This is a genomic window from Methanomicrobium sp. (genome assembly GCF_055145805.1).
In genome coordinates this window covers 1-24,328 of sequence record NZ_JBSREC010000113.1, presented here as the reverse complement: position 1 = coordinate 24,328, position 24,328 = coordinate 1, and the positions used below count along the sequence as shown (strand labels likewise).

Genomic DNA, 24,328 nt, shown 5'->3' with positions numbered 1-24,328 from the left:
TACTATAATTCAGGGCGGATTTAAATGTATTAAGATGAAAAGGAGTGTTTTTGTGGAGGTAATTTTTTATGATTCTAATCTGAATACATAATTAATGGCTGTTAGAAAGAAAAAAGATTCGGGCTGCACTTTTATGGGAATAGAATTCCCTGAGATAAATAAAGAGACTATACTAAAAAATATTGCAATAATCTGTATCCTGTCAATTATTACAAAACTGCTTGTTCTTTTTGTGACTACAAATGTTTTTCATTCGTTTGTTGATCTCTTTGATATCTCAATTTATCTGGGTTATGCAGTAAATATCTCCCAGGGCCAGATTCCATATGTTGATTTTTCTGTGGCTTATCCTGTTTTGTTTCTAATCCCGATACTTATTCCTCTTCCGTTTGCTATGATGACAAACGATGTAATGACTTATGTTTATTTATATCAGGCCCTGATGTCATTTTTAGACATTATAACAGCAGTTTTGATCTATTTCATAGCCCTTAAATTATATGACCAAAAAACAGCCCTGATTTCTGCAATAATGTATTCAACAGCCTTTGCAGCCGGATATTTTGTCCTTACAAAATTTGATTCATTTCCTGTATTCCTGCTGATCTTAACGGTTTTTTTCACTGTCTATGGAATGAAAATAAAAGGATATATTGCAGATATACTTGGCTTTTTTGCTAAAATATTCCCTATTTTTGCACTTCCTTTTATTGCAATATATAATTCCCGGGATTCATCCTTAAAGGATGAAATAATAACAGTTCTGAAAGTGGGATTACCTATTGGAATAATTCTTTTTGTTCCACTTTTCCTTATAAATCCGGGTGTTATCGATACATACCTGTTTGCTACCGGAAGTTCGTTGTCGGTTTATGTAAATACTGCAACATACACAATATTCTCAATTTTTTCAATTGCCGGGCTTCCTGTAAGTGCAGAAGGGATATCTGTTGTTATGTATGTGCTGATGGCAGTATCCATCCTTGCAGTACTTGGCTTTAGTTTGGCAAAGGGTATTAAAAGTGAAAAAAGACTTTTAATTGTAATTCTGCTCACAATTTTTTCAGCGATATTTTTCACAAAATTCCATAGTGCCCAATATATAACCTGGATAACTCCGTTTTTTGCTCTTCTGCTGGCAGGTTCAGTCAGGAGAATTGCTCTTTTTTATGGCTGGCAGGCACTTGTGTATATGGAGTTTCCCCTTTTTTATTACAAATATTACCAAAACCATGAATATACAAGTCTTGCAGGTACAGGGGGCTATTACTTTATTGTTGCTTTTTTTGCAATAGAGTATCTTATATTAATTGCACTGGTAATATCATCCATGAAATCTGATAAATTTTTAATAAAAGATATATCTGAAACAATCGAACATCTGAAGTCCCGTTTCATCTCTAAATAATAATCAAATTTTTAAGAGAACTGAATTTATTTTATCTCTTTTAAAAATCATAGAGTAAATGAACATGATATCCATAATCCTCGGAACCCGCCCTGAAATAATTAAAATATCTCCTGTCATCAGGGAGTGTGAAAAAAGGAATATTGATTATAATATTATTCATTCGGGGCAGCATTACTCAGAAAATATGGACAAAGTTTTCTTTGATCAACTTGATCTTCCACTACCTGATTATAATTTAAATGTGGGTTCGGGAGAACAGGGTGAGCAGACTGCCAAAATATTGTATAAAACCGAGAAGATATTGCTGAATAAGCCATCTGAAGTGCTGCTTGTGCAGGGGGATACCAATACTGTTCTTGCAGGAGCTCTTGCCGCGTCAAAGATTGGAATTAAGGTGGGGCATATTGAAGCCGGTCTTAGAAGTTACTTCAGGGATATGCCTGAGGAGATAAACCGGGTTTTAACAGATCATTGTTCTGATTACCTGTTTGCACCTACTGAAAAATCAAGAGATATTCTGCTGAATGAAGGAATTGATGGCAAAAAAATCCATCTGACGGGAAATACTGTTGTTGACTCGTTATATCAGAATCTGAAAATATCTGACGCCGGAGTAAATTTCTGTGAATTAACCGGAGTAAATGCAAAAAATTATTTCCTGGCTACAATTCACAGGAAAGAAAATGTGGATTCCAGAGATGTATTTCAGGGTGTTTTGGATGCTTTATCTGAAATTGCCCGAAGATATGATGTTTCAGTCATTTATCCAATCCATCCGCGTTCACAAAAAATGATCTCTAAATTCGGGCTTAAATCGGAGGGGATAATTTTTATAGAACCACTTGATTATCTGACTTTTTTGCAGGCTGAAAAAAATGCCCGCCTTATTCTGACAGATTCCGGTGGTGTGCAGGAAGAAGCATGCATACTGGGTATCCCATGTGTTACAATCAGGGATAATACCGAAAGGCCTGAAACAATCGATGTTGGTGCAAATATTCTGGGTGGAACAAATCCTGAAAATATTAAAAAAGCCGTTGATGTCATGATGAATAATAGGAAGAAATGGAAAAATCCTTTTGGTGATGGTAATGCTGCGAAATATATTATTGATATAATTTTAGAGGATTAGGTAGATTTTTTATAGCAGAATAGAATTAAAATTCATTATTTTTTCATCTCTCAATCCACTCCATCACAATTGCAATCACAAAAAATAAGATCACACCGATAACAAATATCTCCAGGAAATATCCTATGTATGAAAGTCCGAGAGAGACGTTTCCATAGTATTCCTGAAAAAACCCCATAGATCTGTAAATTGCCTGAAAGAAATTATCCGCACCTGTATATTCCATTACAATATATGAATGAATGTCGAGTGCATCTTTTAAGGGGAATACGAAATTGTATAACATATATGCAGCCGCTGCAATAGATGAAATTATATACGGGATCCATTTGTGCTCTATCGGATATCTGTGCTCAAATATGGAATAGCCGGAGATAAGGGCAAGTCCGGTTATTATAGAAACTATAAAACCTGCTGATATGGCCGATATTATGTAACCGAAGGATAATGTATATGCCGCCAGAAAAGCAAGGAAGAAAGTGGCAAAGAATGAGAAAATGAACAGTATTGTTACTCTTAATATTCCGTAAAGTTTTGTGCCTGAGATGAAATAGACAAAAAACGGAAATATATATACAAAAAACACAAACAAAAAAATATTTAAGATCATCACAAGAAGACCGATTAAACCGATATCCGGAGATGATGCATCAAAAACCATAAATTACCCCCATTATATTTTCCCCCCAATTTTGATCCAAAAACATTACTATGTCTTATCGTTGCAGGCGGCATGCATCAACCTGTGCAAAACCAAACCATTACAAAAACCGGATATAGTTAAAAATTTAATTTATTTGATATAAAAGACCTCTCTCAAACAACATTTTTGTACCAGATGTAAAAATCCGCTGTTACAACCTTTTTTCCGGGATTCCAGATCACAACATTGAGGAAATCATCGGAATACTCTTCTATTACTTTGTAATTCACATCTTCATAACGCGCAAGTGGTGTATATGTCCCGGAATTGGTTGACATCTTCTTTTCAAAGTTTGAAAGTTCCTTATCATTTAAGAAAAGTATTGTAACCGGATAATTTGAGCGGATCTCAACTTTGAGTGCCTTAAATTTCTGTCCGTTCACATTCGGACTGTATGTGAAGTATCCTCCGAGCTGCTTTAAGGTTATAGCGTTTGTTTCTTCTCCACGCCATACAATCCATGGCAGAGCCTCTGCTTCTGCCAAAACCGAAACCTCAGTTACAGCTTCAGTTGCCGCGACTACTGTCGCTGCAGGCGTCTGTACTATACTCTGGCTCTGTGTGTCCGTGCATCCTGATGTGAAAGCTGTTCCCAGTATTACAATCATCACTGCGATAAAAAGAACAATTTTTTTATACATAACAAAATCCTCTTTGGCGAGTAGTCGTCCTGAATAATATATATGGGTTGTTATGTTCTGATATCCTGATTTAAACGGCTGAACGTGATAAAAATCCGGGTTTAATTTCATCAGATATTTTAATCCTCGTTTTTTATTATTTTTCATGTGCAAAAAGTTAAGGCTAATAAAACCATTTCTGCCATTATGAAGTATTTTCCCAATCCTGCCAAAAATATTGACATTAAGGATCTTAATTCCCGCATAGAGGCTGTTTTTGCCGAACATGGGAAAAATATGGTTCAGATGCCTCCCAAGATGTATATTGATCTTGAAAAAGGCGATTTTCGGACTATGCCTGCGTATATTCCCTCAATGGATATTGCGGGTGTCAAAATTGTAAATGTTCATCCTGAAAATGCAAAGTATGGTCTGCCGAGTGTTATGGCACTGACTGTCATAATCGAAACAAAAACAGGAACTCCTCTTGCTATACTTAATGCAACCCGTCTTACAGATTTGCGGACCGCAGCTGCCGGAGCTGTGGCAGCAAAGCATTTATCCGCAAAAAAAACCGTAAGGCTGGGAATTATCGGTACCGGCAGGCAGGCATCAGCCCAGGTTCTGGCAATATCAAAAGAACTCGTGATTGAGAGTGTTTCTGTCTGGAGTAGAAATGAAAGCCATGCAAAAGAATTTTGCAATCTGCATTCCGGTTTTGACTGCCGGAATGTTTCAATAGAAAAGGCATGCGACTGCGATGTGCTTGTGACTGCAACTCCTTCCCGTGTTCCTGTAGTCAAAAGGGAGTGGATATGCGAAGGAACCCATATCAATGCCATCGGTGCGGATGCGCCCGGAAAGCAGGAGCTTGATGCGGGGATTCTTTTGGATGCAGGTGTATTTGTCGATGATATAACCCAGGCTGTTCATTCCGGTGAGATAAATGTGCCGATAACAGATGATATTTATAATCCGGAGATGATTGCAGGCACATTGGGGGAAGTTGTTTTAGGTAAAAAAGGGCGGATGCGTCCGGATGAGATAACTGTATTTGACTCAACAGGTCTTGCTATCCAGGATCTTGTTACCGCAAAGATGGTGATGGAAAATAATGAATTTATTGAGCTTGATTTCGAATGCCAAATCACTTCGTGATTTGCATCAAAACATTTGAAACTATCCTGTTTTACAAAAATCCCAGGAAAATGCTTATTTATATTCAGATTCTTACCGGCACACCCTTTTCTGCCAGGTAATTTTTAACATCAGAAACAGTCATCTCGCCGAAATGAAAGACTGATGCCGCAAGGCATGCGTCTGCATGTCCGCTGACAAAGCCGTCATAGAAGTGCTCAAAGTTTCCGACACCACCTGATGCGATTAAAGGTATTCCAACCTCTGATACAATTTTAGAGGTTATGGGTATGTCAAAGCCCTCTTTTACTCCGTCTGTCTCCATTGATGTAAGTAATATCTCTCCGGCACCAAGCCGTTCTGCCTCTTTTGCCCATTTAACAGCGTCAATTCCTGTTGGTTTGCTGCCCCCGTATATTACAACCTCATACCAGCAGACACTGCCGTTTTGCATTTCAATTTCTGTAACCCCGTCTTTTAGTGCATCATTTCGCCTGACATCTATTGCCGATACAATACACTGGTTTCCAAATTTCTCAGCACCCCTTCTGATAAGTTCGGGGTTTTTTATTCCGCTTGTGTTTATTGATACCTTGTCAGCACCTGCACGCAAAAGCGCCTGCATGTCATCAACAGAACTGATGCCGCCTCCGACTGTAAGAGGCAGGAAAAGCTGATCGGCGGCACGACGGATTACGTCTATTAAAGCCCCGCGATTCTCCTTTGATGCGGTTATATCCAGAAAAACGACCTCATCCGCACCCTGATCATTGTATTGTTTCGCAAGCTCAACGGGGTCGCCCGCATCACGAAGGCCGAGAAAATTTGTGCCTTTGACAACACGTCCGTCCTTTAAATCAAGACAGGGAATTATTCTTTTTGTAAGAGTCATGCCGGTTACTCACCAAATTATTCTTTTTTATTATAATCTTCTTTTTTATTTTTTATCATCCGGGAGCCTGAACCATTCTTTTCGGCCTGCTTTGCATTTGACCCTTGTTTTTTCGATATTCATCCCGTAATGTTTAAGAGCGGACAGGACACGGCCGGGATCTTTAGTAATCTCAGTTAAGGTTCCGTCCGGTTTTTTCTTCCAGAGGATGCCTGTTTTGGGGTTTACATAGCAGTTGCCGGTTAAAAATTCCCCGTTTTGCGTAAGTTTCTCCTTTAAGCCACGGCTGACAGGCACAAGTTCGTCCACGTTTTTGTTCTCCTGTATTTACATTTTTGTTTTCGATACAGTAAATAACTATTATCTTTCACGTTCAAAATAATAAGCAGAATAATTTCAGGTGACATTTTTGAATACGGGCGAACTTAAGATGAGCTGGGCAAGGCAGTATATGCCTGCTCTTGGCGCAATAAGAAAGAGATTTGAGGCGGAAAAACCGCTTTCGGGCACAAAAATAGGAATGGCGCTTCATGTTGAGGCAAAGACAGCAGTTCTTGTGGAGACTCTTGCAGCCGGAGGGGCTGAGGTGTATATCACAGGATGCAATCCGCTATCAACTCAGGATGATGTATCAGAGGCTTTAAACTCCGTTAAAAATGTTCAGTGCTATGCAAAGCGTGCATGCACGGTTGAGGAATATTACGCGGATATCGACAAGGTGCTTGACGCAAATCCGACTGTCACAATCGATGACGGAATGGACTTAATCCACCGTCTTCACACTGAAAGACGCGAGCTTTTAGACAATATCATCGGAGGATGCGAGGAGACAACAACAGGTATCCACCGCCTTCGCTCAATGGCTGCGGAAGGAAAGCTTGAGTTTCCGGTAATTGCGGTAAACGACACACCGATGAAACGCTGCTTTGACAATGTCCACGGCACAGGCGAGAGTGCTCTTTCAGCCGTTATGATTACAACAAACACCTTAATCGGTGGTAAATGGTTTGTTGTCGCAGGCTACGGATACTGCGGACGCGGTCTTGCAAAGATGGCAAACGGACTCGGCGCCAAGGTTATTGTAACTGAAGTTGATCCAAGACGTGCACTTGAGGCACACATGGATGGTTACCATGTGATGACTATGGATGAGGCAGCAAAGATTGGTGATATCTTTGTGACAACGACCGGAAACACATCAATTCTTACAGGAAAGCACTTCCCGCTTTTAAAAGACGGCGCAATTTTATCAAACGCAGGTCACTTCAATGTCGAAATTGACATTCCGTGGCTTGAGGAGCATAAGGAAGGCTATGAGCAGCGTGACGGAATTGACACATACATAATAAACGGTAAGAAGATCAGCGTTCTTGCAGAAGGCCGCCTCGTAAACCTGGCTGTGCCAAAAGGAATGGGTCATCCTGTTGAGGTTATGGATCTTTCATTTGCACTTCAGGCGTTGTGCTCCGAGTACATCAAAAACGAAGGGCCAGACCTTGTCGGCGGAGTTTATGAAGTTCCAAACGATATTGACGTAACCGTTGCAAACCTAAAGCTGGACTCTCTTGGTGTCGGAATCGATGAGCTTTCCGAATACCAGCAGAAATACATGACCAGCTGGGATATCGGAACTTAAATTTATTTTTTCTATTTTTCAGAATTTATCTTCGGTGTTTGACTTTCGTTTTTTCAGCCTCAGCAAACGGTATCTGCATGAAGACCAATATTGATGCAATGAAGATGCAAAAATCCCCTGATTCATTACCTCCGCTTCTGGACTTTAGAAACGTCAGTGTAATGAGAGGGGATAAATTAGTCTTAAAATCGCTATCTTTAAATGTTCCTGCCGGTGAGAATATCGCAATTATCGGGCCGAACGGTTCGGGTAAATCAACTCTTATCAGAGCCGTAACCCGTGAGAATTATCCTCTTTTGGAGGATGGTATGAGGTTTAGGATACTTGGCAGGGATGTCTGGCATGTGGGTGATCTGCGAAAAAGTCTTGGCATTGTATCACATGAACTTCAGTTTACATACACACGGGATACGACAGGCCGGGATGTAATTCTCTCCGGGTTTTTTTCAAGCATCGGGCTTTTTATGCACGAGGTAACAACAGCGATGGAGGAAAAAACCGATGAGATTCTCAGTTTTTTAGAGATTGAACGCCTGCAAAACCGCCCGATGAGAAAGATGTCAACCGGCGAAGCCCGGCGTTTTTTAATCGGACGTGCTCTTGTTCACGACCCGAAAGCGTTGATCCTTGATGAGCCGACATCCGGTCTTGATCTTCATGCCCTTCATACATTCAGAAAGACTATCAGAAAGATTGCCGAATCAGGAACAGGAATCATCATGGTAACTCACAATCTCCACGACATAATTCCGGAGATAACACGTGTTATTCTGATGAAGGACGGCAGTTTCTGTGGTGACGGCCCGAAGGATGAGATTTTGACGGATGATGTTATCGGGGGACTTTTTGATGTTTCTTTGCATATAAGAGAGGAGGACGGGTGGTATTATGCGACGGGGTATTAGATTTTCATCTCAATTACTAATCAACTACTAAAATCTACTAAATTAGTATTTGGTTATATACTTTCAGGCGAAATACTAATCAACTACTAAAATATACTAAATTAGTATTTAGGAGTGTGGGGCTATTTGAGAAAACTTCCCGAAAGACCGCCTGAGATCCATGATGAAAAGATTCTCGCCAATATAAAAGAAATACATAGAGAGCCGGATTTCCTCAGGCAGGTTACTGAATACAACAATCGGTATCTATACTGGGATGAATTGAAGTACCGAATCGAAGATCCGAAGAAGAGAGCTACCGCGTGGGTTTTTATGAAGTTTCTTAGGATGATGAAATATGAGGCCCCCCCCTACCCCCCTCTTGATTTAAGATATTCGACAACGCCTGAGATATCTCGGAGTCTGCATATATTTGACCAGTATCTCTCCGGAAACATAAGAATACATAATAAAAGCATAAAACTTGACCAGTCCTACATCGTAAACTCACTGATGGAGGAGGCGATTGCATCCTCAATCCTTGAAGGTGCGGCAACAAGTCACAAAGCGGCAAAGGAGATGCTTCGGAAGGGAAAAAAGGCAGGGAACAAGTCCGAGCATATGGTATTAAACAATTACAGGGCGATGCAGCACATCCTGAAGCATAAGGATGATATTCTGACACCGGAATTCATATTTGAAATCCATCGCATTGTGACGGAGAATACACTTGAGGATTCAGAAGTAGGAAGATTCAGGAACAATGACGAGATTGTGGTGGCCAATCCAATAACGGGTACAGTCCATCATATACCGCCAAAATATATACAAATTCCTGAAATGATGAATGAGTTATGCCGGTTTGCAAATGATGACAGTGAGGGTGCAGAGACATTCATACACCCGATAATAAAGGGAATCATACTTCACTTCCTTATAGGGTATATTCACCCGTTTGAAGACGGAAACGGAAGATGTGCAAGGAGCATCTTTTACTGGTATGTCCTCTCAAGGGGGTATTGGCTTTTTGAGTATATGCCGATATCAAGGATTATTCTCAGGTCAAAGAAAGACTATGCACTTGCATACCTGCACACTGAATACGATGAGATGGATCTTACTTACTTCATCCTGTACAACATCCGGTGTATAGAAAAGGCGAGATTAGATCTTCTCACCTACATAGAGAAAAAACAAAGCGAACAGAATGCGACAAAAGCACTAATAAAGACCATTCCGGATATCAATCCGAGACAGGCCGATATCCTCAGGGAGATGATGGAAAACAGCGACGATTTCTTTACAATCAGGGAGGTTATGGAGACTCACGGAGTTGTTTACCAGACAGCAAGAACAGACCTCATGACTCTTGCGGATTTAGGCTGTATCAAAAAGGAAAAACGGGGAAGGGAGTTTATCTTTATATTTAATGAGGAAAGTTTGCTTTGAAAGGAGATAGAAAAATAATTTTTTTACTGGATTTTTCTAATCACTAATCAAATAATAAAATCTACTAAATTAGTATTTAAGAGATCTGTCACATCTCGTCTTTTTTACATTATCTATCAGAATGTAACAAACTGATAGATATTGATAGATAATAAAAACTGAATTTATGCAACAGCGTTTCTGTTTATTCCGTCGATTATCTTCCTGATTGCCAGAATATCATTCATATCAAATATTTCAGAGATACTTCCGGCATCGGTGAAGGGTGATTCCATTAAAATTCCTGTGTTCTTCATGATTCCGTTTATGGCAATGTAGTCGATTATTTTTTTGACGAAATCTATCTGCCGGAGATCAAGTTTTGCACCTGCAATGTATTCTGAAAATTCTCTGTTTACTGCGTCTTTTTCTATCCCGGCTATGCTTCTGATGAACTCTCCGAGAGCAAGATCGCCTGCCTCATTTTTGTATTCATCTTTTGATCCCAGTTCTTCCCAGAGAATTTTTGCGAGCTCATCAAGGTCATTTTTTGTTACAGCACAGTTGGTTTTAAGCTTCTGGATTGCAGGTTTTTCCTGATGCTCTACTAAGTATTTTTCCACTCTCTGCCGGTAGTTTCCAAGTTCGCTGCCTGCATTATATGGGGCGTTTTTACTATGGAGAAGAATCTCGTCATCGAGATCAATTGTGTAAACTAATTTTTTATCCCCTTTCAGGTATTTCATCAGATCCCGGAGTTCTTCTCTTATATGTTCAAACTCGTTTATTCCTGCATGGTCAAGGTATGAACCGTCCCTGATTTTTCTGATTAAAGGACTTTTTTCTTTTATCTCCGGGATTGTTGCAAAGTCTGAAAGCCGGTCTGCTTTTTTTCTGAGTTCCTGTTTTGCCTTTTTCCACGGCTTTTTTATGAGGTTTGCAAGTTCGATGTGATACATCAGTTCATCGAATGTGACTGCGGTTATCTCGTCCTCTTCCGGGGTTATGAGAGGGACAATATGCTCATTTATCTCAAAGATGTCAAGTTCTGTTAAGGAATTGAAGGCATCTTTTGTTCTGAATTTGTCAACCGATGCAAGATGCTGTTTTACGGCGAAGTTCTCACGATTTAGCCGGTTTACTTTTTCTGTAAGCTCTGCTATCAGCCTTTGTCTGAACTCTGTTAATTCTTCAGTCTGATAGTCGATATTCTGAAGTGCTCTTATGATATCGAGCCTTACTGCAAAGAGTCTTGACTGAATGGGAAGAGAGAAGTTTCCGGTGACTCCGTTTGAGTTTATACTGAAGAATTCAAAGTTTGAACAGAAGTCGAATATGGAAAAGCAGGTCTTGTCTTTTCCGTCTATTAATTCTTTGCAGGTGCGTGTTCCTCGTCCTATCATCTGCCAGAATTTCCCTTTGCTTAATACTTTTTTGAAGAATACGAGATTTAAAATTTCGGGGACGTTGATTCCGGTGTCAAGCATGTCAACCGAGACTGCTATCTGCGGGAATTTTTCCGGTTCTGAAAAGTCGTCGATTAAGTCCAGTGCATAGTTTGTGTAGTTGTCAATTATTCTGCAATAGTGGGAGGGGTAATTAGGGTACTGCTCACCCCATACTTCGAGTATTTTTTCAGCGTGGGCGTGGCTTTTTGCAAATATTATTGTCTTTCCTATTTTGCTGTCTGATTCTATTTTCAGACCTTCTGTCATCAGGATGTTTAGCGCCTTTCGGATTGTATCTTTGTTGAATACCCATTTGTTTATTGCACTGCTCTCAATTGTTTCGGGGAGATTTCCGTCGGTGTCTGTGAATGTATCTTCGTACTGCTCCTTTTCCTCTTCTGATAAGTCTGCGTAGGTGATACCTTCCTGTAAGTATTTGAGGTTTGTAATGACTGTCTGGTAGTTTACAAGGTAGCCGTCTGATACCGCCTGACTTAGTTCGTAGCCGAATGTCGGGTCTCCGGATGGGAGGCTGAAGAGCTGGTAAGTGTTTCTGTCTATCTCGTCTTTCGGGGTTGCGGTCATGCCGATTAGGATAGCGTCGAAGTATGTGAAGATGTCTTTATATTTGTTGTAGATACTCCGGTGGGCCTCGTCTATTATGATTAAGTCGAAGTGTCCGGGGGTGAAGAGCCGTTTTCCCTCTTCGTTTTTTGCCTCGTCAATCTGGTTTGCGATAGTCTGGTATGTTGAGAATACGATTCTTGAATTCGCCTGACTTTTATCCTCGGTTAGGTTGCAGAGTGAGATGTCGGGAAGATTTGCGCTGAAGCTTCTTTTCGCCTGCCTGATAAGAGCAGTTCTGTCTGCCAGGAAGAGGACGTTTTTTGCCCAGTTGTTTTTTGTGAGGACGTCAACGATTGAGATTACTGTTCTTGTCTTCCCGCTGCCGGTTGCCATTACAAGAAGGGCTTTTCTCCGGTTTTTGTCATCGATTGTTTCACAGACGGATTTTACCGCCTGTATCTGATAGTAGCGGTCGGTAATCTTCGGGTCAGGTACGATGTTTGTGAGAGGGTATTTTATTCTGTTTTTGTTAAACTCCTTTTGCAGATCACGGAGTGAATAAATGCCTGATACAGGGCGTTCGGGATAGTGGCGATCGTCCCATATCTTTGTCTCATATCCGTTTGAGAGGAATATTACAGGCCTCTGCCCGAAGCGTTTTTCCAGATTATCGGCGTAGAGAACTGCCTGATGTCTTCCCGCTCCGATATCAGTTGTTGTCTTTTTGGCCTCGATTACGGCGAGAGGCTTTCCGTCGGTGTCAAACAGAACATAATCGGCAAATCCGATGTTGCTTTTGTTTGGCATCTCTGTTATTTCATACTCGTTTATCCAGTTTTTATTTGGCTCCCATCCTGCGTCAAGCAGCATTGTGTCGATGTATGCCCGGCGGGTTTCGTATTCCGTGTATTTTTCCGGGCTCTTGTTTCCGGGGATTAATGCCGGTGAGAATTTCGGCACCTGCGTTTTATATCCACCCCTTTCGGCGAGAAACACCAGAAAATCATGAAGGTTTGAGAGGGCGGTTATCGCCTGTGCGTCTGTTATCGCTTCACTCGTGTGTGCAGCGTTGTTTCCTGCCTTTCTGATGAAGTTTAGTTTTGTAAAAAGTGCACTTCCGGTAAGGTAGCGAAAATCCGGGTTGAATATATAATCACTCAGATTGTCCGAGTCACACCAGAGTCCGGTTTCAGTCTTAAATACGTGCTTAACCGCGATTTCAAGGGCACGGCGGGAGGCCATTGTGCAGATTGCAGGCCCTGCACTGAATGAATTTTCGGCGGCAGCGGCTGCATCTGTTACTGCCTGGGGACCACCGGTTGATTGAAGATACGAGAAGTTTGCAGTCATTTTAGCGCAGGTATATAAATATAATTTATATTCTGATTTTACAGGAATTTAAAATATGGGTTTGGATATTTTGATTTTGGCAGCGGGTTTTTAGTTAATTTGATCCATTAAACCCGTCGAATTCGACGGGTTTAGTTAGTGTGGTTGACAGGTTAATGAAATTTCATAATTCTGTGACCCGTTTTGACCGGATTATGACCTGATTAATGACCCGATTATAATTCCAAAGTTTCAATCCAAATTGAGTGGTTAAGGAATTCTATTTTGATTTATTCAACCAATTTGTGTTTTAAATTTTTAATTGCTCATGATATTTTCTGTATCCTATGACTGGATTATGACCCGATTCTGATATAGGGAGGGGGAGAGTCCCCCTCCCTTGAAACCCTCCCCCTGAAAAGCGACAGGCCGCAGGAGGGAGGGACGAGCCTCCCTCTCTGCTTCGATTGCTGAATATAAACTAAGTAATAAAAGAATTTTGGATAATCACCGGCTGATGCTACCCGGAAGGGTAGCATTCAGGCCGGCATATCATACTGCGCAAGCCCTGAGGACAGGGCGTGTTCGCTGAGTTTACGAAGCGATGCGAACTGCGGGTTGCCGAACGAAGGGGTTAACACCCCTTTCGAAACCCCGGGCGACCTGCGGTCACCTTTTTGAGATTCACACATCCTCAAAATATTTCTGCATCAGGGCGTTATAATTCATCTCCAGCTTTTCCAGACCGGATTGCAGGATGGATTTTTGGGTTTCAACAAATGACATAATGTCCGCAAAATAATTTTGGAGGCCAATTGGCGGCAGGATAATCATATTCTTTGTAATTCCTTCCTGACTTATAGTTGTCATTGTAGATGTTTTTGAATTAGTAAATATTTGTTCTCTAAAGAAATCTGTGGTTGTTTGCACTTGTAGGAATATTGGATTTACTTTTTCTAAATTCACTTTTGTTTTGATTATGTGACACTCAAATATCGTGTTTTCTTTAATGTTTTTTGGAACATGACTGCTTTTTCCAATACCTGCTTTTACAAGAGATGATCTGCAAAATAGTAAATCCCCGTATGATACTTGATATTTTTGAATATCTTTTTTAGTTGCTTGAACTTTTTTTAATTTACTTAGATCACAACTTAATCTGTCTATAAAATCACTAATCCATATTACTTTTGCATTACCATTTGAGGTATATTCATTATTTTTTGCAAAAAAACCATTCTGTGCTTTTTCAATGAGAATACTACTGTATTGCACAACCTCCCACCCCATCGGATTCTCAACCGGATCACCAAACATCTCAATAAAAAGACTCTTCGCAAGCAAATCAAGAAGTTCAATCTGCTTCTTCCTCTTCTCAATCAGTGACGAGGCAAGGTCAAGTGATTCGGCAATCCGGCGCTGCTCATTGAGGGGGGGGAGAGGGATATAAGTTTTATTTGCGTTTGTGATTGTGTATGTCCCAACCGTAGTCCCACTTGAATTTCTGTGTATTTGTTCTTTAATCGAATGTGACTTAAATGCCCATTTTACATATTGTGAACAAATTTTTCCTTTTGGTTTGAGCCAAATAATGTTTCCATCTTTAAAATAGAATTTATCTTTTTCTTTGACAACGTAACAAACGCCAAGTGTTCCAACTCCTGTTACCATCAAATCGTTTGGTTGAGGCATTCCATATTTTGCGTTATATTTGTCATACATTTCTTCTGAAATGAATAACTCGTTATCAACATAACCATTAATAGCTAATTTTGCAATTTCACGGGCACGGTAAAAAGGAACGCCTTTTGATTTCCATTCAGATTGAAAGACTCGTTTACTAGATGTAATAGTATAAACATCCCCAAGTCTCACCATCTCATACTTACTCACTCAAGCATCCCCTCGAGCTCGTCAATTCCCTTTGTGATCTCATTTTCGAGAGAGCGGATCTCGGCAATAATCTCCTTTGGTTTCGGGTATTCTGTCTTCTCGTAGATGATTTTTTTGTATTTGTTTATGGAAAGATCATAGCCGTTTTCTGCAATCTCATCCTTTGGCACAAGAAAACTCTTCTCAGTTCTCTCGCGGCTTTGCTCTTCTTCCTGTGAGTGGAAGCGTTTAATGATGTCCGGAATGTCGTTTTCTGCTATCTTTGCACGCTTGTCGTCCAGTGAAAACCCTTCGGCCTGCATGTCATAGAACCAGACTTTGTCTGTTCCGCCCGCATTCGTCTTTGTAAAGATTAAAACCGCAGTCGAAACCCCGGCATAGGGTTTGAAGACTCCGGACGGCATCGAGATTACAGCCTCAAGCCGCTGCTCCTCAATGAGCATCCTGCGAACTGCCTTATGTGCATTTGATGAGCCGAATAAAACTCCGTCGGGAACGATAACACCGCAGCGTCCTCCGGCTTTCAGCATTCTGACAAACAAAGAGAGGAATAAAAGCTCGGTCTTTTTGGTCTTCGCAACTTTCAGGAGATCTGCTGATACGATATCGTAGTCTAAAGAGCCCTTAAAAGGCGGATTTGTGAGAATTACTGAGTATTTGTCTGCATCAGGATTCTGCTCCGATAAACTGTCGCGGTATTCTATATTTGGGTTTGTAATTCCGTGCATCATCAGGTTCATTGCACCGATACGAAGCATCGTCCTGTCCATATCGAACCCGTAAAACATCCTGTTATGATAGTGATCCTTAATCTTCGGATTGTACCATATCTCATCGCGGTGATTCTCAAGGATGTATTCCCCGGCGCAAACCAGAAATCCGGATGTACCGCACGCCGGATCACATATGATATCCTCGGGTCCCGGCGATAAAAGCTCAACCATCATTCTTATGATGTGACGCGGCGTTCTGAACTGACCGTTTGTCCCCGCCGTTGAAATCTTTGAGAGCAGATATTCATACAGATCGCCCCTTACATCACGCTTTGAGATATCCATCTCATCAAGCGCTGTTACAATCTTTTCAAGAAGAAGAGGAGTCGGGATCTTGAATATCGCATCTCCCATGTACTTCGCATATGCACTGTTCTTGTCGGCATGAAGGTTTTTTATGAACGGAAAAACCTCTGATAGAACCACATCATACATCTTCGGAGCAGATAAGTCCCGAAACACAGACCAGCGAAGAAAATCCTTATCCTTTGGAAACAGGCTCTCAAACGGAGCATCAAGCATCAAAGATTCCTTTTCCCGTATCCTGTCAGTCTCATCAAGATCGCGGATAAACATCAGATAGGTTATCTGCTCAATAACGTCCAGAGGATTTGTAATACCTCCGGTCCAGAACATATTCCACAGATTATCTACCTTATTCCTCAGTTCGCCGGTGATCATTATATGATTATTATGCCGTCAGACTGATAACAATGACGAGTCATATCTGAGATATGGAAAAAAAATAGAAATTCCAAATAAACTCACCCGGAATTCCTGTGAATCAAAATAAATATTCAGCCCTAATCCTCATTAAACCGGTAATTGCCTTTCGGGACTGTAATCTCAAATCTTACACCCTCTCCTTCTTTGCCGTTCTCCTCAATTGTGATATTTGTAATAGAGAGGATTTCGCGTGAAAGGAACAGACCAAGGCCGGTATGTATGCCTTCGCCTTTTTTGAAAAGCATCTTCCTTTGGGCTTTTGCTATTCCCACACCGTCATCGCGGTAGGTGATTATGAGTCCTTCATCAGTCTCTGTGTATGACAGGGATATGGTTGATACATCTCCTCCGTGGCGGATTGTGTTTTCTATCAGATTATAAAATACCTTCTCGATTAAGGGATCAGCGAAGATTTCTAAGTTGTTTAAGAAATTTTCCAGTTTAATATCTTTCAGATCCAGAGACCTGGAAACCCCAGTTATAATTTCACCTGGATTGTGCCATTTTGGCTCTGTTACTCCGATGTCCTGGTAATAACGGGTGAACTCGATCTGATGCTCGATAGCATCAACCGCTTCTTTCTCTTTTAATATATAATCCTTAAGAATGGTTTCGTCATCAATATCTTCTGATAATTCTAGATAGCCCCGGACTACCATAATCAGATTCAGGATATCATGCCTTGTTATGGAGGAAAGCATGTTGAGTTTTTTGTTTGCGACAGAGAGGGCTTCCTGCGTTTTTACGCGTTCTGTTATGTCCTGGTTTGCACCATGGGTTCTGATTGTAACCCCGTTTTTGTCCTTTATGATTCCGAAACGCACGACAATATACCGGATTTCACCGTCCCTGCGGACAATCCTGTGCTCCACCTGAGCTATATATCCCGGATCTGTGGTCTCTATGGCTTTTTTTACTTGTTCAGCAACAATATGCTGATCATCCGGGTAAACAAATCTCCGGGCATATTCCTCTGCCGACATCAGGTAACCGCCTTCGCGCTTCTCAGTAGTGCCATGAAAGGCGTAGAACCTGTCATTAAACGTAAAGATGCCCGTTGACACATTAAATTCCCAGTTCACAAGAGATGCAAGATCCATAGCCTCCGCAAGCATTATCTGGCTTTTTCTCAGCTCATCTTCAGCCCTTTTCCTTTCAGTAACATCCCATACTGTTGATATTAACATTTTTTTTCCGGGGACAGGGATATTTCTGGCGCTGACATATGTCGTCTCCTCGCCAAAACGGGTGATCGGAATCTCTTCCCAGAACATTTTTTCAGGTTCGCCGATGGCAGTATCCTCAAGAACCCTTTTTTTAATCTCCTCTCTAAAAAAGGGGTCTTCAAATACCACATCCCAGAATGAATCCGGTTTCAAAAGAGCCTCTGCAGTTGTCCGGTAGTATTTCAGAAAGTTCTCATTGAAATATTCAAATAATACTTCCGGGTTAAGCGAGTTTACCGAGACACCGATTGGAAGATTGTCAAGTACTGTCCTGATATAGGATCCACTCTCACTTAGGGATTTTTCTGCATTTATAAGATCAGATATGTCTTCAAGCGTTTCTACAGAACCAATGATCTTTCCCTCTTCATCTTTTATTGCAGCAACTGTAACATGAAGCCAGGCGCCGGACTCTCCCATTTTTTCAAAGAAGTCGGTTAGTTCATAGGCGCCTTCAATAAATGAGGACTTTTTATATTTATCTTTATAGAATTCAGGAATCCTGTCCTCCTTCCTGTTGATCAGCAAATCTGCCATGCAGGGTCTTTCATTGGAATAAAAAGCCTCCCAGTGTCTGGTTGTCCCCATAATCTCTTTGGCTTTTATTCCTGAGTATTTTTCAAGAGCCTCGTTCCAGTAAATAACTCTGTGATTATTGTCTATTGCAAATTGTGGGATTGGCAGTACCCTTGTTATGGCCTCCATCCGGATATCACAATGCTGTGAGACCTCCATGGGAATTTCTGTATCATTCTTCTGGTTATGCCGGTTCATCTGCCCTGATCCCTTTTTATTGATAATTAAAACCTGTATTGTATTAAAACCTCATGGTTGTTTAAAAGAACTAATTCCTTATTCGTCAGATAATCCTTAAAATAGTGATGTATCTCCTGCTGATTCCTGACGTAGCCGGGGAAAAAATGCCATAAGCAGGCTTCTTACATATTCATCTGTTCAAATCTGAACTTACAGCAAGCAGTCTGTTATGGCAATTTTTTAAAATGCACTTTACTTCATCGGTATATACGGAATTGTTGTCAGAAGCTCTGAATCAAGCCTCTCAAATCCGATTCTCTCCATGAAACGTGCAGTCCTCTCACCGGATTTTCCGTTGATCCAGTAGTATTCAAGAAGCCTTCTGGTAAGGTCTAAAACCTCATCTTTTGTAAGATCCTTTGCGATTTTATCACCTATTCTCGGTCTTCCCCCGGAATTTCCTCCGAATGTCACAGTCCAGCCCTTTGCCGTGCCAAATACGCCTATATCTCTCATATAACTCTCACCGCAGCATCTTGGACATCCTGATACACCCATTTTTACCTTTGCATGAAGATCCATCGCTTTGTAAAGCTCTTCCATCTCAAGCCCGAGTGAGAGTGAGTCCTGGTTTCCGAATTTGCACACTGCAGTCCCCGGGCATGTCTGGACATAATGAAGACAGGGTGCGGTTGCTTCTCCTATGGGCATACCAAGGTCCATTTTGACTTTGTCGATATCCTCTTCCTTTATACCTACAAGGGCCATTCTCTGCCCTGAAGTCATTTTGATAATCGGTATTTTGTATTTTCGAACCGTTTTTATGATGTTTTCAAGGTTCTCAGGTTTTACTATCCCCGCCGGACTTCTGGGGACTATTGCGTAAGTCTCCCTGTCCCTCTGAACGATTGCTCCCTTTATCTTCTCTGTCATCTAATTTCTTCCCCCTCTGGTTTTTAGCTCTCTATTTACCTGCGGATATATTAATCATGCGGATATCTGGGAAAAAGTAGAATTTCTGTGGATTCCAAAAATGTTTTTTTATAGGATAATAAAAAAAGTGGGGTTTATTAATCGCTCTTAATCGTCATTGTCTCATTAATGTCGAGATACTTACCATTCTCACTTGTGTACTGCGGCCATGTCACATTTATCCCGCCGTTCGGGTCACCTGTTTTCTCATCACCCAATGCAATTACAACAACCGCGACGCCGACCGTAGCACCACCTGCGCCAGTTACGTCTCCGGATGAGGGGATACCTCTGATGATGATTGTTGTCGGAGTAATCGTCGCGATTATCACTATCATAGGGGCATTGCATATAAGGCGCTGGTTGATCCAAAGGCAAAACCCGGCTCTATTTAGAAAATACGATTAATATTTTTTTTGGTATAAAATGGATTTATATCTGAATCATACAAACAGCTGTCTATTCGGGTATCGTGTCCTTCATATCCTCATACAGCCAGACCATTCTGTCCAAAAACCACAGTTTGCCCATATATATTAAGGCTGCCCCAAAGAGGGTCGGCCAGATTTCCAGAAAATAAACGCCGTAAATAACAAACAAAAGCCCTGTTCCTGAGACAGCCGAGAGAATGTTCGGTGCGAGAAGGTGATGCTTCGGGACGGGAACTATTTTTCTGTTCAGCCATAATCTTTCGCCAAGAACCGCTTTTGATGCCCAGTTGTCTGTGGATTCTGGCTTTCTAAAAAGCCTCGGGTTAATCCACATCCATATTAGTGCAAAGGCAACCGGAACAAGTGACCACAGTCCCAGCAAGACACGGCTCCAGAATGCTAAAATCAGAATGGCAAGGACTGTGTTTCTTGTCCACACACTCCACGGGTTTGTGTGCCTCTCCCAGGTCTCATCATCCATATTAAAAAAGGATGCAATTTTCTTTTCAATTGTCACTTGAATCAAATTACTCTTTTATATCATATTTGCCGATATGCATAAATAAAAACTACGTACTGTTATTTTTTATGACATACGGTAAAAGGCAGATGGTTGTCTTAGTCGCAAGTATTGTTGCAATCATTGCAAGTATCTTAAATATTGAAATGGGTGTTACAGAAACGGGATTATACATCTCAATATTTGTTATTGTGATGCTATTGATTGTTGTCTTTTCAACGCTGATGAATAAAAAAATGGACTCATAATTGCAGGAAAATTCAGGCAGATAAAGTCCTGATAAGTGTTGAGCATCAGCTATCCGGAAAACCGGAATTCACTTTTTTTAAAAAACTATTTTTTAATATGAAAATATTTTATAATATTCCCGGGACTTACAAAACCCCGATATCCTCATTCCACAGCTCAGGATTTTTATCAATGTAATCAGCCATCATCTCCTTACATTCCGAAAGATCAAGGTCTACAATCTCAACCCCCATTTTCTCCAGAAACTCCTTTGCACCGGTAAAATTATCAGACTCTCCCACGACAACCTTCGGGATATTGAACTGAACTATGGCGCCTGCACAGAGATAGCATGGCATCAGCGTTGAATAAAGAGTGCATGCTGAATATCTCCCGATTCTTCCGGCATTTCTTATGCAGTCGATCTCGGCATGCATTAAGGGATCATCGTTCTGGACTCTTCTGTTGTGTCCTTTAGAGATAATTCGTCCGTCCTGAACAAGCACAGCACCGACAGGTATCCCTCCCTCAGAAAGTCCCTTCTTTGCCTCATCAATTGCGGCTTTCATGAATTCATCCATCAGCAAAACCTTCGTTTATACCCTTATCACAGGCTCCTGTATATATAACCGAAAGGTGATGAAAAAAGACAGTATAAAATGAAAATCTCTAAAATATTGAAAAGATATGATAATAATTAAAAATTCAGTCCTTCCGGTTCCACCATAAAAGAAGGTCGGGGTCGGGATTTTTATCCCGGTTTTCGGCAAAATAAACGGCACATCTGTACACATACAGGTTGCATCTGTCGGAGCATCCGCCCTGCATGATGCAGAGCTTTTGGTACATCTGCTCCGGATTCTGTCCTGCAAGAGACTCAACCGAATCATATCCGAGATTTATCAGATCCCCGGCTGTTCTTTTCCCGACACCGGGAATTTTCATCAGATCTTTTTCTGCTGCCCTTTTATTTTCCCTCATGGTAAAAAGTCTGGCCCTCTTTTTTCAATCCTTAATCCTTATCTTTTGCCGCACTGCCGGCGCAGAGATATCTCATTTTGCAGACCTGGCAGGCTTTTTCCCTGTTTTTTGTGCCTGCAATTATTATGATTAACAGTATCAGAATCACAATGAATACAGCCTTAAAAATCGAAAATGAAAAGTATGTTGAGATAACCAGAAGCACAACGGGTAGAAATGATACAGTCATCCACAAAAACGGTGCAAATTTTGAGCCGGCACATCCTTTGAATGTGTTAACATCCCCTTTTTTGAAAAGCTTTGCAGTATAAAGCCCCCATCCCATGGAACACCTTTTACCGTAGTAATAGCATTTCGTGCAGAGTGCCTTTCGCATGACAAACATAAACATAACTGCTATGAAAAGCCCGTAAACAATCCCTGCCGGCGGATAAAAAATCCATACAGCAAAAATCCCGACAATAAGCCAGAGAATAATCATGATATTTGCAATAATTACGCCTTTTTTGTCAAACTCTGAGATACCTTCTTCATAAATTCCCCCGGGGTAAGAAGATTCTTTATCATTTCCCATATCGGTTTAGTCTTAAATTAAAGGTATATAAAAAAAAGGTGTGCAGTCCGAAAGTGTGAATAAATGTCCTGAAAATTCAGGCTGTGGACAGACAAAAATTAAAACCCCGTATAATTAATATTAATCAGATATATATGGATGAAATAATTTACAAAACTGCTCTTATCATTATGATTATTGTATTTTTAGTCATTCGTGCAGGGGATGTCAAAAGATTTCAAAAACGTGAAAGAAAAATAAATAAAAGTACAAAAACCGATATCTTTCTTCTGGGATTCAATACTTTGGGTATGGTGATAATTCCGGTTATATATTGCTTATCCACTTATTTTGACGGCTTTATGATGCATTTTTCAGACACCATCCGGGTTTTTGGGGTGTTTGTTTACGCAGCCTCATTTTTGCTTATGTATTTTGTTTTAAAAGAACTGAAAGGCGACTGGTCAATGAAACTTGAGATCTGGAAAGGCCACAGACTTGTTACAACAGGCCCTTACAGGTATGTCAGACATCCGATGTACACCGCATTTTTTATGATGATGGCAGGCCAGCTTCTTCTGACCTCAAACTGGTTTGTAGGGCTGTTTGGAATAATCTCATTTGTAATAATATGCATATACAAAATCCCACGGGAAGAGACGATGCTTAAAGAAGAATTTGGGGAAAGTTATTCTGATTACAGAGAAAAGACAAAAATAATCATTCCCTGCATATTCTGAATATTTTAATAAGAAGTATTTTTCAGCGGCCTGCAAACAGATACTCCTGTGCGTATCCTGCATATTCCCCAAAATACTCCTGTCCGAATTTTCTTATTTTTTCGTATTCTCCGGCTGTAAGTGCCCTCTCCGGGTTTCCGACTCCGTAGAATTTATACATGATTCTTTCAACCCATCTGTCAACCGGAAATGACTCATACTTCTGAAATCCGAATAAAAGAATGCAGTCTGCCACCTTTTTGCCGATTCCCTTATATTTCATAATCTCTTTTCTTGCCACCTCATAGTCAGGGTTTCTGATAAATTCCGCCCAATTGGGATCTGATACAATCTCATACGCTGTCCCGTGAATATATGGGGAGCGGTATCCTGTTGAACACCCCGTAATGTCGGATTCGCAAAGCGATGAAAGTCTTTGTGGTGTCGGGTAGGCATGTGCGGTCCCGAATTCGGTTTTAATAACATCTCCGCACATATCAGACATATTAAAAAGCATCTTTTCGATAAATGGAATATTGGCGTTTTGGGCGCAGATATATGTCAAAAGACACTCCCAGGGGTCCTGTCTGATTATCCGAAGGCCCCGGTGTTCTTCTATTGCGGCATTTATGTGCTCATCTTTGTTTACTGAGTCAAGGATTTTGTTCAGATCGGCGTCAAGGTGGAAGTAATGAATTAAAAATGCCTCATCGCAGCCTGAATATCTTAGTTCATTTCCGTTCTGTTTTATTTTAATCAGCTTATCGTATGCAACGCCACTCCACCATCCGTCAGATTCCCGCCACCTGAAAACCTGCCCGCAGGAAAGGGTTTTGGAGAGTGAAAACGGATTATCCTCTTCAGTAAAAAATACCCTTCCCATCTAAAAAGCACCTGATATACTCTCGCAGGTTTTCACAATTAAGGATTGTGTATCTGTAAGATCAAAGATCTCTGTAAATTCTCCGGTCTGTGTGTGGTAGATGTATGTTCTGACGTCAGTGCCAAGTATATCAGCGGCCGCTTTTTTGTAGACCGCCATCTGAACAGAATAGGACTCTTCCTCTTTTTTATCTCCGGTCTTATAATCAATTATATACCAGCCGTCCCTCTTTTTAACAAGCCTGTCGATAGAGCCGGAAAACCTGTATCCGCCGATTGTGGTTTTAAATGCAAGTTCACAATGTGTTTCTGTAACATCATTCATAAAGTCGGATTTTATAAATTTCCTGTAAATTCTGGTATAATCTTCAGGGTTTATCTTACCTTTAAGGTCATACTTTTCCAGAACAGATGCGGCATCCTCACCGGCAAATATCTCATGCATAATTCTGCCCTTATCCACACTCTGCAAAATCCCTCC

Annotated in this window: 24 protein-coding genes; 8 read left to right on the top strand and 16 right to left on the bottom strand. The window is 40.9% G+C overall.

What is annotated here, in order from left to right; all coding sequences use genetic code 11:
* Positions 1-94 precede the first annotated feature (94 nt).
* On the top strand, positions 95-1,408 hold the full coding sequence (locus tag ACTB1O_RS10490; RefSeq protein ID WP_462995086.1) for a hypothetical protein: 1,314 nt from the start codon (positions 95-97) through the stop codon (positions 1,406-1,408).
* 58 nt (positions 1,409-1,466) lie between these two features.
* The gene (gene wecB, locus ACTB1O_RS10485) at positions 1,467-2,543 is read left to right on the top strand and encodes a non-hydrolyzing UDP-N-acetylglucosamine 2-epimerase (RefSeq protein WP_462995085.1); all 1,077 of its coding nucleotides are present in this window, start codon (positions 1,467-1,469) and stop codon (positions 2,541-2,543) included.
* Positions 2,544-2,586: 43 nt separating this feature from the next.
* Here the strand turns inward: wecB and ACTB1O_RS10480 are convergent, their stop codons facing one another.
* Both ACTB1O_RS10480 and ACTB1O_RS10475 read right to left on the bottom strand, forming a co-directional pair.
* Positions 2,587-3,204 carry a hypothetical protein gene (locus tag ACTB1O_RS10480; protein WP_462995084.1) on the bottom strand — a complete coding sequence of 206 codons (618 nt, stop codon included), beginning with the start codon at positions 3,202-3,204 and terminating at the stop codon, positions 2,587-2,589.
* A gap of 155 nt (positions 3,205-3,359) precedes the next feature.
* Complete coding sequence (locus ACTB1O_RS10475) at positions 3,360-3,998, bottom strand: hypothetical protein (protein WP_462995083.1); 639 nt, start codon at positions 3,996-3,998, stop codon at positions 3,360-3,362.
* A 75-nt stretch (positions 3,999-4,073) separates the two neighbouring features.
* On the opposite strand from ACTB1O_RS10475, the gene ACTB1O_RS10470 reads away from it, so the two are divergent.
* Entirely contained in the window at positions 4,074-5,024 is a 951-nt protein-coding gene (locus tag ACTB1O_RS10470; protein WP_462995082.1) for an ornithine cyclodeaminase family protein, read from the top strand.
* Between the two features lie 64 nt (positions 5,025-5,088).
* Here the strand turns inward: ACTB1O_RS10470 and hisF are convergent, their stop codons facing one another.
* Together hisF and ACTB1O_RS10460 are read right to left on the bottom strand one after the other, a co-directional pair.
* A complete protein-coding gene (gene hisF / locus ACTB1O_RS10465; protein ID WP_462995081.1) occupies positions 5,089-5,895 on the bottom strand; it encodes an imidazole glycerol phosphate synthase subunit HisF in 807 nt (268 codons plus the stop codon).
* A 45-nt stretch (positions 5,896-5,940) separates the two neighbouring features.
* Complete coding sequence (locus ACTB1O_RS10460; RefSeq protein WP_462995080.1) at positions 5,941-6,204, bottom strand: hypothetical protein; 264 nt, start codon at positions 6,202-6,204, stop codon at positions 5,941-5,943.
* A 100-nt stretch (positions 6,205-6,304) separates the two neighbouring features.
* On the opposite strand from ACTB1O_RS10460, the gene ACTB1O_RS10455 reads away from it, so the two are divergent.
* The 3 genes from ACTB1O_RS10455 to ACTB1O_RS10445 all read left to right on the top strand — a co-directional run bounded on the left by ACTB1O_RS10455 (position 6,305) and on the right by ACTB1O_RS10445 (position 9,864).
* On the top strand, positions 6,305-7,531 hold the full coding sequence (locus ACTB1O_RS10455) for an adenosylhomocysteinase (protein WP_462995079.1): 1,227 nt from the start codon (positions 6,305-6,307) through the stop codon (positions 7,529-7,531).
* A gap of 77 nt (positions 7,532-7,608) precedes the next feature.
* Entirely contained in the window at positions 7,609-8,436 is an 828-nt protein-coding gene (locus ACTB1O_RS10450; protein WP_462995078.1) for an ABC transporter ATP-binding protein, read from the top strand.
* Between the two features lie 126 nt (positions 8,437-8,562).
* The gene (locus ACTB1O_RS10445) at positions 8,563-9,864 is read left to right on the top strand and encodes a Fic family protein (RefSeq protein ID WP_462995077.1); all 1,302 of its coding nucleotides are present in this window, start codon (positions 8,563-8,565) and stop codon (positions 9,862-9,864) included.
* Between the two features lie 164 nt (positions 9,865-10,028).
* On the opposite strand, the gene ACTB1O_RS10440 is transcribed toward ACTB1O_RS10445, so the two are convergent.
* From ACTB1O_RS10440 to ACTB1O_RS10410, 7 genes are all read right to left on the bottom strand, one after another.
* Positions 10,029-13,208, bottom strand: a complete 3,180-nt coding sequence (locus ACTB1O_RS10440; protein WP_462995076.1) for a DEAD/DEAH box helicase family protein — start codon at positions 13,206-13,208, stop codon at positions 10,029-10,031.
* 663 nt (positions 13,209-13,871) lie between these two features.
* On the bottom strand, positions 13,872-15,080 hold the full coding sequence (locus tag ACTB1O_RS10435) for a restriction endonuclease subunit S (protein ID WP_462995075.1): 1,209 nt from the start codon (positions 15,078-15,080) through the stop codon (positions 13,872-13,874).
* Complete coding sequence (locus ACTB1O_RS10430; protein WP_462995074.1) at positions 15,077-16,534, bottom strand: class I SAM-dependent DNA methyltransferase; 1,458 nt, start codon at positions 16,532-16,534, stop codon at positions 15,077-15,079. Before ACTB1O_RS10430 ends, ACTB1O_RS10435 begins: the two co-directional genes overlap by 4 nt.
* A gap of 122 nt (positions 16,535-16,656) precedes the next feature.
* Entirely contained in the window at positions 16,657-18,579 is a 1,923-nt protein-coding gene (locus tag ACTB1O_RS10425) for a sensor histidine kinase (RefSeq protein ID WP_462995073.1), read from the bottom strand.
* Between the two features lie 234 nt (positions 18,580-18,813).
* Positions 18,814-19,494, bottom strand: a complete 681-nt coding sequence (locus ACTB1O_RS10420) for an NAD(P)/FAD-dependent oxidoreductase (protein ID WP_462995072.1) — start codon at positions 19,492-19,494, stop codon at positions 18,814-18,816.
* A gap of 137 nt (positions 19,495-19,631) precedes the next feature.
* A complete protein-coding gene (locus ACTB1O_RS10415) occupies positions 19,632-19,871 on the bottom strand; it encodes a hypothetical protein (RefSeq protein WP_462995071.1) in 240 nt (79 codons plus the stop codon).
* A gap of 121 nt (positions 19,872-19,992) precedes the next feature.
* Positions 19,993-20,481: a DUF6653 family protein gene (locus ACTB1O_RS10410; RefSeq protein WP_462995070.1), complete on the bottom strand. Its 489-nt coding sequence runs from the start codon at positions 20,479-20,481 to the stop codon at positions 19,993-19,995.
* A 71-nt stretch (positions 20,482-20,552) separates the two neighbouring features.
* On the opposite strand from ACTB1O_RS10410, the gene ACTB1O_RS10405 reads away from it, so the two are divergent.
* Positions 20,553-20,732: a hypothetical protein gene (locus tag ACTB1O_RS10405; protein WP_462995069.1), complete on the top strand. Its 180-nt coding sequence runs from the start codon at positions 20,553-20,555 to the stop codon at positions 20,730-20,732.
* A 126-nt stretch (positions 20,733-20,858) separates the two neighbouring features.
* Here the strand turns inward: ACTB1O_RS10405 and ACTB1O_RS10400 are convergent, their stop codons facing one another.
* The 3 genes from ACTB1O_RS10400 to ACTB1O_RS10390 form a co-directional block, all read right to left on the bottom strand.
* A complete protein-coding gene (locus ACTB1O_RS10400) occupies positions 20,859-21,293 on the bottom strand; it encodes a nucleoside deaminase (RefSeq protein WP_462995068.1) in 435 nt (144 codons plus the stop codon).
* A gap of 124 nt (positions 21,294-21,417) precedes the next feature.
* On the bottom strand, positions 21,418-21,693 hold the full coding sequence (locus ACTB1O_RS10395; RefSeq protein WP_462995067.1) for a DUF4332 domain-containing protein: 276 nt from the start codon (positions 21,691-21,693) through the stop codon (positions 21,418-21,420).
* Positions 21,694-21,724: 31 nt separating this feature from the next.
* Positions 21,725-22,267 carry a hypothetical protein gene (locus ACTB1O_RS10390; protein WP_462995066.1) on the bottom strand — a complete coding sequence of 181 codons (543 nt, stop codon included), beginning with the start codon at positions 22,265-22,267 and terminating at the stop codon, positions 21,725-21,727.
* 134 nt (positions 22,268-22,401) lie between these two features.
* Here ACTB1O_RS10390 and ACTB1O_RS10385 point away from each other — a divergent pair, with 134 nt between their 5' ends.
* Complete coding sequence (locus ACTB1O_RS10385) at positions 22,402-22,986, top strand: protein-S-isoprenylcysteine O-methyltransferase (RefSeq protein WP_462995065.1); 585 nt, start codon at positions 22,402-22,404, stop codon at positions 22,984-22,986.
* A 22-nt stretch (positions 22,987-23,008) separates the two neighbouring features.
* On the opposite strand, the gene ACTB1O_RS10380 is transcribed toward ACTB1O_RS10385, so the two are convergent.
* Both ACTB1O_RS10380 and ACTB1O_RS10375 read right to left on the bottom strand, forming a co-directional pair.
* A complete protein-coding gene (locus ACTB1O_RS10380; protein WP_462995064.1) occupies positions 23,009-23,848 on the bottom strand; it encodes a DNA-3-methyladenine glycosylase family protein in 840 nt (279 codons plus the stop codon).
* The coding region (locus ACTB1O_RS10375) for a PD-(D/E)XK nuclease family protein (protein WP_462995063.1) at positions 23,849-24,328 on the bottom strand (480 nt) is incomplete at its 5' end.

What these genes read in the sequence shown, in the direction of transcription:
- ACTB1O_RS10450 (WP_462995078.1), top strand. Translation starts at nt 7,609, where the DNA reads ATGAAGACCAATATTGATGCAATGAAGATGCAAAAATCCCCTGATTCA.
- hisF (WP_462995081.1), bottom strand. Translation starts at nt 5,895, where the DNA reads ATGACTCTTACAAAAAGAATAATTCCCTGTCTTGATTTAAAGGACGGA.
- ACTB1O_RS10480 (WP_462995084.1), bottom strand. Translation starts at nt 3,204, where the DNA reads ATGGTTTTTGATGCATCATCTCCGGATATCGGTTTAATCGGTCTTCTT.
- wecB (WP_462995085.1), top strand. Translation starts at nt 1,467, where the DNA reads ATGAACATGATATCCATAATCCTCGGAACCCGCCCTGAAATAATTAAA.
- ACTB1O_RS10400 (WP_462995068.1), bottom strand. Translation starts at nt 21,293, where the DNA reads ATGGATGAATTCATGAAAGCCGCAATTGATGAGGCAAAGAAGGGACTT.
- ACTB1O_RS10425 (WP_462995073.1), bottom strand. Translation starts at nt 18,579, where the DNA reads ATGAACCGGCATAACCAGAAGAATGATACAGAAATTCCCATGGAGGTC.
- ACTB1O_RS10380 (WP_462995064.1), bottom strand. Translation starts at nt 23,848, where the DNA reads ATGGGAAGGGTATTTTTTACTGAAGAGGATAATCCGTTTTCACTCTCC.
- ACTB1O_RS10385 (WP_462995065.1), top strand. Translation starts at nt 22,402, where the DNA reads ATGGATGAAATAATTTACAAAACTGCTCTTATCATTATGATTATTGTA.
- ACTB1O_RS10390 (WP_462995066.1), bottom strand. Translation starts at nt 22,267, where the DNA reads ATGGGAAATGATAAAGAATCTTCTTACCCCGGGGGAATTTATGAAGAA.
- ACTB1O_RS10395 (WP_462995067.1), bottom strand. Translation starts at nt 21,693, where the DNA reads ATGAGGGAAAATAAAAGGGCAGCAGAAAAAGATCTGATGAAAATTCCC.
- ACTB1O_RS10420 (WP_462995072.1), bottom strand. Translation starts at nt 19,494, where the DNA reads ATGACAGAGAAGATAAAGGGAGCAATCGTTCAGAGGGACAGGGAGACT.
- ACTB1O_RS10415 (WP_462995071.1), bottom strand. Translation starts at nt 19,871, where the DNA reads ATGATAGTGATAATCGCGACGATTACTCCGACAACAATCATCATCAGA.
- ACTB1O_RS10490 (WP_462995086.1), top strand. Translation starts at nt 95, where the DNA reads ATGGCTGTTAGAAAGAAAAAAGATTCGGGCTGCACTTTTATGGGAATA.
- ACTB1O_RS10475 (WP_462995083.1), bottom strand. Translation starts at nt 3,998, where the DNA reads ATGAAATTAAACCCGGATTTTTATCACGTTCAGCCGTTTAAATCAGGA.
- ACTB1O_RS10430 (WP_462995074.1), bottom strand. Translation starts at nt 16,534, where the DNA reads ATGATCACCGGCGAACTGAGGAATAAGGTAGATAATCTGTGGAATATG.
- ACTB1O_RS10405 (WP_462995069.1), top strand. Translation starts at nt 20,553, where the DNA reads ATGACATACGGTAAAAGGCAGATGGTTGTCTTAGTCGCAAGTATTGTT.
- ACTB1O_RS10440 (WP_462995076.1), bottom strand. Translation starts at nt 13,208, where the DNA reads ATGACTGCAAACTTCTCGTATCTTCAATCAACCGGTGGTCCCCAGGCA.
- ACTB1O_RS10470 (WP_462995082.1), top strand. Translation starts at nt 4,074, where the DNA reads ATGAAGTATTTTCCCAATCCTGCCAAAAATATTGACATTAAGGATCTT.